Origin of the sequence: Xenophilus sp. (genome assembly GCF_044462705.1) — a bacterium.
GTDB classification, from domain to species: domain Bacteria; phylum Pseudomonadota; class Gammaproteobacteria; order Burkholderiales; family Burkholderiaceae_C; genus Xenophilus; species Xenophilus azovorans.
Genome location: NZ_JBIQNC010000060.1, coordinates 1 through 8,785, shown reverse-complemented (window position 1 = coordinate 8,785; position 8,785 = coordinate 1). Strand labels below are relative to the sequence as shown.

11 protein-coding genes are annotated in these 8,785 nt (G+C 70.2%); 5 read left to right on the top strand and 6 right to left on the bottom strand.

Annotation, left to right across the window (positions count from 1 at the left end; genetic code table 11):
* Positions 1-11: 11 nt before the first annotated feature.
* The 5 genes from ftsB to ACIY1X_RS11355 are packed head-to-tail and all read right to left on the bottom strand — an operon-like array spanning position 12 to position 4,447.
* Complete coding sequence (ftsB, locus tag ACIY1X_RS11375) at positions 12-290, bottom strand: cell division protein FtsB (protein ID WP_399680629.1); 279 nt, start codon at positions 288-290, stop codon at positions 12-14.
* A gap of 33 nt (positions 291-323) precedes the next feature.
* Entirely contained in the window at positions 324-1,610 is a 1,287-nt protein-coding gene (eno, locus tag ACIY1X_RS11370) for a phosphopyruvate hydratase (protein ID WP_038207615.1), read from the bottom strand.
* 25 nt (positions 1,611-1,635) lie between these two features.
* Positions 1,636-1,926, bottom strand: coding sequence for a DUF1330 domain-containing protein (locus ACIY1X_RS11365; RefSeq protein ID WP_038207618.1), 291 nt, complete (start codon positions 1,924-1,926; stop codon positions 1,636-1,638).
* Positions 1,923-2,780: a 3-deoxy-8-phosphooctulonate synthase gene (gene kdsA / locus ACIY1X_RS11360; protein WP_399680627.1), complete on the bottom strand. Its 858-nt coding sequence runs from the start codon at positions 2,778-2,780 to the stop codon at positions 1,923-1,925. Before kdsA ends, ACIY1X_RS11365 begins: the two co-directional genes overlap by 4 nt.
* Positions 2,777-4,447, bottom strand: a complete 1,671-nt coding sequence (locus ACIY1X_RS11355; protein WP_399680625.1) for a CTP synthase — start codon at positions 4,445-4,447, stop codon at positions 2,777-2,779. The genes kdsA and ACIY1X_RS11355 overlap by 4 nt, the downstream gene beginning before the upstream one ends.
* Before the next feature lie 96 nt (positions 4,448-4,543).
* Here ACIY1X_RS11355 and coaBC point away from each other — a divergent pair, with 96 nt between their 5' ends.
* The 4 genes from coaBC (at position 4,544) to ACIY1X_RS11335 (ending at position 7,360) form a co-directional block, all read left to right on the top strand.
* Positions 4,544-5,773, top strand: coding sequence for a bifunctional phosphopantothenoylcysteine decarboxylase/phosphopantothenate--cysteine ligase CoaBC (coaBC, locus tag ACIY1X_RS11350; RefSeq protein WP_399680622.1), 1,230 nt, complete (start codon positions 4,544-4,546; stop codon positions 5,771-5,773).
* Positions 5,770-6,195: a hypothetical protein gene (locus ACIY1X_RS11345; protein WP_399680621.1), complete on the top strand. Its 426-nt coding sequence runs from the start codon at positions 5,770-5,772 to the stop codon at positions 6,193-6,195. The genes coaBC and ACIY1X_RS11345 overlap by 4 nt, the downstream gene beginning before the upstream one ends.
* A gap of 29 nt (positions 6,196-6,224) precedes the next feature.
* Positions 6,225-6,671 (top strand): dUTP diphosphatase, encoded by a 447-nt coding sequence (dut, locus tag ACIY1X_RS11340; RefSeq protein ID WP_399680619.1) that lies wholly within the window; start codon positions 6,225-6,227, stop codon positions 6,669-6,671.
* Positions 6,672-6,838: 167 nt separating this feature from the next.
* Positions 6,839-7,360: a hypothetical protein gene (locus ACIY1X_RS11335; RefSeq protein ID WP_399680617.1), complete on the top strand. Its 522-nt coding sequence runs from the start codon at positions 6,839-6,841 to the stop codon at positions 7,358-7,360.
* 101 nt (positions 7,361-7,461) lie between these two features.
* Here the strand turns inward: ACIY1X_RS11335 and ACIY1X_RS11330 are convergent, their stop codons facing one another.
* On the bottom strand, positions 7,462-7,986 hold the full coding sequence (locus ACIY1X_RS11330; protein ID WP_399680615.1) for a peptidylprolyl isomerase: 525 nt from the start codon (positions 7,984-7,986) through the stop codon (positions 7,462-7,464).
* A gap of 19 nt (positions 7,987-8,005) precedes the next feature.
* On the opposite strand from ACIY1X_RS11330, the gene ACIY1X_RS11325 reads away from it, so the two are divergent.
* Positions 8,006-8,785 (top strand): cupin domain-containing protein (locus tag ACIY1X_RS11325; protein WP_399680614.1); only part of this gene is annotated, 780 nt, incomplete at its 3' end.

The window sequence follows — 8,785 nt, the reverse complement described above, 5'->3', positions numbered from 1 at the left end:
TCGGGCTCCGGCTACTTCGCGATCTGGACCAGCACTTCGTTGGGCTTGACCATGCCCAGCTCCTGCCGGGCACGCTCCTCGACCATCTCCATGCCTTCCTGCAGGTCCTTGACCTCGGAGGCCAGCCGCTCGTTGGCAGCCTGCGCCTTGGCGTTGGCCTCCTTCTGCACGGCCAGCTTGCGCTCCAGGGCCGACGTCTCCGGCACGCTCCCGCGGCCGGTCCAGAGCTGGAACTGCAGCAGGGCCAGCAGGATGGCCAGGACCACCGGAACGACGAAGCGGGAGCGCATGGGGCCCGGGCCGCGCGGAAAAAGCCGCGCGCCTTACTTGAGGTTGTAGAAGGCGGCGCGGCCGGGATAGGCGGCGACGTCGCCCAGGTCTTCCTCGATGCGCAGCAGCTGGTTGTACTTGGCCATGCGGTCCGAGCGCGAGAGCGAGCCGGTCTTGATCTGGCCGGCGTTGGTGCCCACCGCGATGTCGGCGATGGTGGAGTCCTCGGTCTCGCCCGAGCGGTGGCTGATGACGGCCGTGTAGCCGGCGCGCTTGGCCATCTCGATGGCGGCGAAGGTCTCGGTCAGCGTGCCGATCTGGTTGATCTTGATGAGGATCGAGTTGGCGATGCCCTTGTCGATGCCTTCCTTCAGGATCTTCGTGTTGGTGACGAACAGGTCGTCGCCCACCAGCTGCACCTTCTGGCCCAGGCGTTCGGTCAGGTGCTTCCAGCCGTCCCAGTCGCCCTCGGCCATGCCGTCCTCGATGCTGATGATCGGGTACTTGTCGCACCAGCTCGCCAGCATGTCGGTCCAGCTCGCGGCCGACAGCTGCAGCCCGCCTTCGCCGGCCAGCACGTACTGGCCGTCCTTGTAGAACTCGCTGGCGGCGCAGTCCAGGCCCAGGGCGATCTGCTCGCCGGCGGTGTAGCCGGCCTTGTCGATGGCTTCCAGGATGAGCTGGATCGCCGCCTCGTGGTTCTGCACGTTCGGCGCGAAGCCGCCCTCGTCGCCCACGGCGGTGGGCATGCCGCGCGAATCGATGATCTTCTTGAGTGCGTGGAACACCTCGGCCCCGTAGCGCAGCGCCTCGCGGAAGCTGGGCGCGCCCACCGGGATGATCATGAACTCCTGCAGGTCCAGGCTGTTGTTGGCGTGGGCGCCGCCGTTGATGACGTTCATCATCGGCACCGGCAGCTGCATGCCGCCCATGCCGCCGAAGTAGCGGTACAGCGGCAGGCCCGATTCCTCGGCCGCCGCGCGCGCCACCGCCATCGAGACCGCCAGCGTCGCGTTGGCGCCCAGGCGGCTCTTGTTGTCGGTGCCGTCCAGGTCCAGCAGGGTCTTGTCGAGGAAGGCCTGCTCGGAGGCGTCCAGGCCCAGAACGGCCTCGGAGATCTCGGTGTTGATGTGCTCCACGGCCTTGAGCACGCCCTTGCCCAGGTAGCGGTCCTTGTCGCCGTCGCGCAGCTCGATGGCCTCGCGCGAACCGGTGGACGCGCCCGAGGGCACGGCCGCGCGGCCCATCGTGCCGCTTTCCAGCAGCACGTCGCATTCGACGGTGGGGTTGCCGCGGCTGTCGAGGATCTCGCGGCCGACGATGTCAACGATGGCACTCATGCATTGCTCTCCAAAGACAAGAAAATCACAGCCCTTCGACGACGACCATGCGCATGATGGCTGCGCCTTGGCGCGCCGCGCGCGCCTTGCCGTACTCGGGCGAGGTGTCGAAGCGCTTCGCCGCCTCGACGCTGGGGAACTTGAGGATCACGAGGCGCTGGGGTTGCCAGTCGCCCTCCAGCACCTCGACTTTGCCGCCGCGCACGCACACCTCGGCCCCGTGCGCCTGCATGGCGGCGCTGGACCACTTCTTGTACTCCTCGTACTGCGCGGGGTTGGTGACTTCGACGTTGGCGATGATGTAGGCGCTGGTCATGCTGTGAAGTTGTCTTCGAGGAAGGGAGTGGACTTGGTCACGCGGTCCAGCGCCACGAGCGTCTCCAGCAGCGCCTTCATGTGCTTCAGGGGCACGGCGTTGGGGCCGTCGGACAGCGCCCTGGTCGGGTCGGGGTGCGTTTCCATGAACAGGCCTGCCACGCCCACCGCCACCGCGGCGCGCGAGAGCACCGGCACGAACTCGCGCTGGCCGCCCGAGCTGGTGCCCTGGCCGCCCGGCAGCTGCACCGAGTGCGTGGCGTCGAACACCACCGGCGCGCCGGTCTCGCGCATGATCGCCAGGCCGCGCATGTCCGAGACGAGGTTGTTGTAGCCGAAGCTGGCGCCGCGCTCGCAGGCCATGAAGCTGTCTTCGGGCAGGCCCTTTTCCTTCGCGGCCGCGCGTGCCTTGTCGATCACGTTCTTCATGTCGTGCGGCGCGAGGAACTGGCCCTTCTTGATGTTGACCGGCTTGCCCGACTGTGCCGCGGCGCGGATGAAGTCGGTCTGGCGGCACAGGAAGGCGGGCGTCTGCAGCACGTCGACCACCTTGGCGGCCTCGGTGATGTCTTCCTCGGTGTGCACGTCGGTCAGCACCGGCAGGCCCAGCTCACGCTTGACCTTGGCGAGGATCGCCAGGCCCTTGTCGCGCCCCGGGCCGCGAAAGCTCGTGCCCGAGGAGCGGTTGGCCTTGTCGAAGCTGCTCTTGAAGATGAAGGGGATGCCCAGCGAGGCGGTGATCTCCTTGAGCGTGCCTGCCGTGTCCAGCTGCAACTGCTCGGACTCGACCACGCAAGGTCCGGCGATCAGGAAGAACGGCCGGTCGAGGCCGGCCTCGAATCCGCACAGCTTCATACGACAGCCTTCAGCGGCTGCTTGTCCGCGGCCTGGTGCTGCAGCGCCGCCTTGATGAAGGCGTTGAACAGCGGGTGCCCGGCCCAGGGCGTGGACTTGAACTCGGGGTGGAACTGCACGCCCATGTACCAGGGGTGCACGTCCTGCGGCAGCTCGACGATCTCGGTCAGGTGCTCGCGCTGGGTGAGGGCGGAGATCACCAGCCCGGCCTGGCGCAGCTGGTCGAGGTAGTTCACGTTGGCCTCGTAGCGGTGGCGGTGCCGCTCGGTCACCACGTCGCCGTAGATGCTGTGGGCCAGCGTGCCGGGCGCCACGTCGGAGCTCTGCGCGCCCAGGCGCATGGTGCCGCCCAGGTCGGACTTCTCGCTGCGCGTCTTGATGCTGCCGTCGGCGTCCTTCCACTCGGTGATGAGGGCGATGACGGGGCAGCTCGTGTCGGGGTCGAACTCGGTGCTGTTGGCGTTCTTCAGGCCGGCCACGTTGCGGGCGTACTCGATGGTGGCCACCTGCATGCCCAGGCAGATGCCCAGGTAGGGCAGCTTGTTCTCGCGGGCGAAGCGGGCGGCGCAGATCTTGCCCTCCACCCCGCGCTGGCCGAAGCCGCCGGGCACCAGGATGGCGTCGTACTTGCCCAGGCGCGAGACGTTGTCGGGCTGGATGGTCTCGGAATCGACGTAGTCGATCTTCACCCGCGCATGGTTCTTCAGGCCGGCGTGGCGCAGCGCCTCGTTCAGCGATTTGTAGCTGTCGGACAGGTCGACGTACTTGCCGACCATGGCGATGGTGACTTCCTTCTGCGGGTGCTCGACCTCGTAGACCAGGTCGTCCCAGCGCTGCAGCTTGGCCGGCGGCGTGTTCAGGCGCAGCTTGTCGCAGATCAGGCCGTCCAGGCCCTGCTCGTGCAGCATGCGCGGCACCTTGTAGATGGTGTCCACGTCCCACATCGAGATCACGCCCCACTCGGGCACGTTGGAGAACAGCGAGATCTTCGCGCGCTCCTCGTCGGGGATCGGCCGGTCGGCGCGGCACAGCAGCGCGTCGGCCTGGATGCCGATCTCGCGCAGTTTCTGCGCGGTGTGCTGGGTCGGCTTGGTCTTCAGCTCGCCGGCGGCCGCGATGTAGGGCAGGTAGCTCAGGTGCACGAAGGCGCTGTTGTTGGAGCCGGCCTTCAGGCTCATCTGGCGCACCGCCTCCAGGAAGGGCAGCGACTCGATGTCGCCCACCGTGCCGCCGATCTCGACGATGGCCACCTGCACCTCGTGCGGCGTGCCGACGCCGGCGCCGCGCTTGATGTAGTCCTGGATCTCGTTGGTGACGTGCGGGATCACCTGCACCGTCTTGCCCAGGTAGTCGCCGCGGCGCTCCTTCTCCAGCACCGACTTGTAGATCTGGCCGGTGGTGAAGTTGTTGGCCTTGCGCATGCGCGTCGTGATGAAGCGCTCGTAGTGGCCGAGGTCGAGGTCGGTCTCGGCCCCGTCGTCGGTGACGAACACCTCGCCGTGCTGGAACGGCGACATGGTGCCGGGGTCGACGTTGATGTAGGGATCGAGCTTGATGAGGGTGACAGTCAGGCCGCGGGATTCGAGGAGGGCGGCCAGCGAGGCAGAGGCGATTCCCTTGCCCAGGGAGGACACCACACCACCGGTGACGAAGACGTATTTGGTCATTGCCTTGTGGCGAACGCGCAGGTTCGGCAGTGGGAAATTGCAATTGTATAGGCGGTGCCTGCGCCCCGAGGCGCCCCCGCTGCTACAGTGCGCGCCATGCTGGATCTCGCAGGCAAGCACATCCTCCTGGGCCTCACCGGCGGCGTGGCCTGCTACAAGTCGGCCGAGCTGTGCCGCCTGCTGGTCAAGGCCGGCGCCACCGTGCAGGTGGTGATGACGGAGGCGGCCGGCCAGTTCATCACGCCGGTGACCATGCAGGCGCTGTCGGGCCGGCCGGTCTACACCTCGCAGTGGGACGCGCGCGAGCCCAACAACATGCCGCACATCAACCTCGGCCGCGAGGCCGACGCGATCGTGCTGGCACCGGCCAGCGCCGACTTCATCGCCCGGCTGGTGCAGGGCCGCAGCGACGAGTTGCTGAGCCTGCTGTGCCTGGCCCGCCCGATGGAGCGGGTGGCGCTGCTGGTGGCGCCCGCGATGAACCGCGAGATGTGGGCGCACCCCGCCACCCAGCGCAACCTGCGCCAGCTCGACGCCGACGGCGCCCGCGTGCTGGGCGTGGGCAACGGCTGGCAGGCCTGCGGCGAGACCGGCGACGGCCGCATGCTGGAGCCGGCCGAGCTGCTCGAGGAGATCGTCGCGCACTTCCAGCCCAAGGCGCTGGCGGGCGAGCACGTGGTCGTCACCGCCGGCCCCACCTTCGAGGCGATGGACCCGATCCGCGGCATCACCAACCATTCCTCCGGCAAGATGGGCTTCGCCATCGCCCGCGCGGCCCGCGAGGCCGGGGCCCGCGTGACCCTGGTGGCCGGGCCGGTGCACCAGCCGACGCCGCGCGGCGTGTCGCGCGTCGACGTGCTGTCGGCCGAACAGATGCTGCAGGCGGCGCAGGGTGCGGTGCAGGACGCCACCGTCTTCGTCGCCACCGCCGCGGTGGCCGACTGGCGCCCGGCCGACCAGTCTGCGCACAAGATCAAGAAGGACGGCAGCGGCCAGCCGCCGGTACTGCGCTTCGTCGAGAACCCGGACATCCTGCTCGCCATCGCGCGCACGCCCCGCGCGCGGGAGGGCGCCCTGTTCTGCGTCGGCTTCGCCGCCGAGAGCGAGAACCTGGTGGAGCACGCCAAGGCCAAGCGCGAGCGCAAGGGCATTCCGCTCCTGGTGGGCAACATCGGCCCGCTCACCTTCGGGCAGGACGACAACGCGCTGCTGCTGGTCGACGCCGCCGGCGTGCGCGAACTGCCGCGCGCACCCAAGCTGCAACTGGCGCGCGAACTGGTGGCCGAGGTGGCCGCCCGTCTGCCGCGCCCGCGGCCCGCGCCATGAACCCGGACTGGAACACCCCGCCGGGCGGCGACTTCGTGCGCTACGTGGAGCAGCTCACGGCCCGCGCGCTGGCCACGGCCGCCCGATCGGGCGGCGCGGTGCTGCTGGGTGACGACGACGCAACGCCGCCGCCGGTCGCCGCCCGCGTGCTGGAGCCGCCGCGCCCCGCTGCCGCGAAGAAGCAGCCGGACGCCGCCGCGCCGAAGCGGCCCGCCCACCTGGGGCTGAAGCTGCTGATCGGCTGGGCCATCGTCGTCGGCCTGTTCGCCTCCGGCCATGCCGGCCTGTGGACCCTGGCCCTGTTCGCCGCCGCGCTGTGGTTTGTCGGATCGCGGTTCAAGCGCCTGCTGACCGGGTTCGCCGAGACGGCGAAGGCCGAGGCGCGGCGACGCCAGGCCGGGCGCGGCAAGCTGCCCGGCTGAATTCCTCCAAGACGGAAGACAAGGGACCCATGAAGATCGACGTGCGCGTGCTCGACCCCCGGATGGCAGAGCACCTCCCGCAATACGCCACACCCGGCAGCGCCGGCCTGGACCTGCGCGCCTGCCTGGCCGAGCCCCTGACCCTGGCGCCCGGCGCCTGCGAGCTGGTGGGCACCGGCATCGCCATCCACCTGGCGGACGCCGGCTACGCCGCGCTGATCCTGCCGCGCTCGGGCCTGGGCCACAAGCACGGCATCGTGCTGGGCAACCTGGTGGGCCTGATCGACAGCGACTACCAGGGCGAGCTGAAGATCAGCGCCTGGAATCGTGGCCGCGAGCCCTTCGTCATCCAGCCCCTGGAGCGGCTGGCGCAACTGGTGGTGGTGCCGGTGCTGCAGGCGCAGTTCAATCTGGTCGACGAATTCCCGCCGAGCGAGCGCGGCGAGGGCGGATACGGCTCCACCGGCACGCGCTGAGCCGCCGTTGCCGCGCCGTTGCATCGGTGAGCAGCAGGTAAAGGCCGGAACCGCCGCCGCCGGCCCGGCTCCGATGGAGGTTGACCCGTCATCGCCGCGCGCCCGGCGGCGTTGATGACAGGCAAGGTGAATTGCGGGCCGCATGCCCGCGCGTGGAGTTGAACATCATGTCCAGGCTGACCCGTCCTCTTTCCGTTGCCGCCGCCGTGGTGGCGGCCTCCCTGCTGGCCACCGCCTGCGTGGCGCCGGCGCCCTACTACTACCCGGCCTACCACCCGGGCTATGCGCAGCCGTACCCGGCCGCCGGCGCCTATCCGGCTCAGGTGGCGCCCACCGGCTACGTCGAGTACGGGCAGGTGGCGAACATCGAGGTGGTGCAGGGTCGCACCGCCGGCTACGGCCCCACCGGCGGGGGCGCCATCGCCGGCGGCCTGATCGGCGGCGTGGTGGGCAACCAGATCGGTCACGGCAGCGGCCGCGCCGCCGCCACCGCGCTGGGCCTCATCGGCGGGGCGCTGGCAGGCAACGCCATCGAGGCGCAGACCAACGCGCCGCGCGTCTACCAGAGCTACCGCATCTCGGTGCAGACGGACCACGGCGCCTACCGTGTCTTCGACGTGCCGCACCCCGGCGACCTGCGCATCGGCGACCGGGTGCGGATCGAGAACGGCCAGATCTCAAGGTACTGAGTGCCCCCAGGGCCGGGCTGCGCCCAGCCCGCCCCCCGTGGGGGGCAAGAAAACTTGGGGCGGCCCGGCGTTTTCTTGAGAGCCGCCCGGCAGCCGGCGGCTCAGTGCAGTTGCCGGCCGCCCGGCGCCATCGGCTCGACGCGGAAGAAGCCGGTGCCGGCGGTGCCGCGGCCGATCTCCTCTTCCGTCGCCTCGCGCACCGAGCGCACGGTGAGCGACAGGCGCAGGGCGATGCCGGCCAGCGGGTGGTTGCCGTCCAGCACCAGGTGGTCCGGGTAGATCTCGGCCACGGTGTACAGGCCCTGTTTCGGGATCCCGGCGCTCACGCCCTGCGGCAGCGCGGCGCCGTCGAATGTCATGCCTTCCTCCACCTCGGCCGGGAAGAGGGCGCGCGGCTCCAGGAAGAGCAACTGGTCGTCGAAGTCGCCGAAGGCCTGCTCGGGCTCCAGGTGCAGCGAGACCACGTCGCCCGCCTTGTGGCCCTGCAGCGCCTGCTCGATGGCGTCGAAGAGGTCGTTGCCGCCGACCAGGAATTCCACCGGCTCGTCGAGCACGTCGAGCGTGTCGCCCAGGGTGTCCTTGAGCGTCCAGGTCAGGCCGACCACGCATTGGGGGGTGATGTCCATGGACGAGAATTCTCCCACCATGGACATCACACGACCGCTGCCGCTGCTGGGCGGCCTGAGCCCCGAGCGCTTCATGCGCCGCCACTGGCAGAAGAAGCCCCTGCTGGTGCGCGGCGCCATGCCCGGCGTGCTGCCGCCGGTGCCGCGCGCGCGGCTGTTCGACCTGGCGGCCGCCGAGGACGTCGAGTCCCGCCTAGTGCAGCACGACGCGAAGCGCGGCTGGCAGTTGCGCCACGGGCCGTTCGCGCGGCGCGCGCTGCCGCCGCTCTCGCGCCCCGGGTGGACGCTGCTGGTGCAGGGCGTCGACCTGCACGACGAGGCGGCCCATGCGCTGCTGGCGCCGTTCGCCTTCCTGCCCGCGGCCCGGCTCGACGACGTGATGATCAGCTACGCCAGCGACGGCGGCGGCGTCGGCCCGCACTTCGACAGCTACGACGTGTTCCTGCTGCAGGTGAGCGGCCGGCGGCGCTGGTCGTGGGGGCGGCAGAAGGATCTCGCGCTGCGTCCCGGCCTGCCGCTGAAGGTCCTGGAGCACTTCGAGCCCGAGGACACGCAGGTGCTGCAGCCCGGCGACATGCTCTACCTGCCGCCGCGCTACGCGCACGACGGCGTGGCCGTGGGCGGCGACTGCATGACTTGCTCCATCGGCCTGCGCGCCGCGACCGATGCCGAACTGGCCGCCGACCTGCTGGTGCGCCTGGCCGATGCCGCCGGCGACGAGGCGGACGCCGGGCGCCGCTACGCCGACCCCGCGCAGGCGGCTGTGGAGGCCACCGGCGCCGTGCCCGAGGCGCTGCAG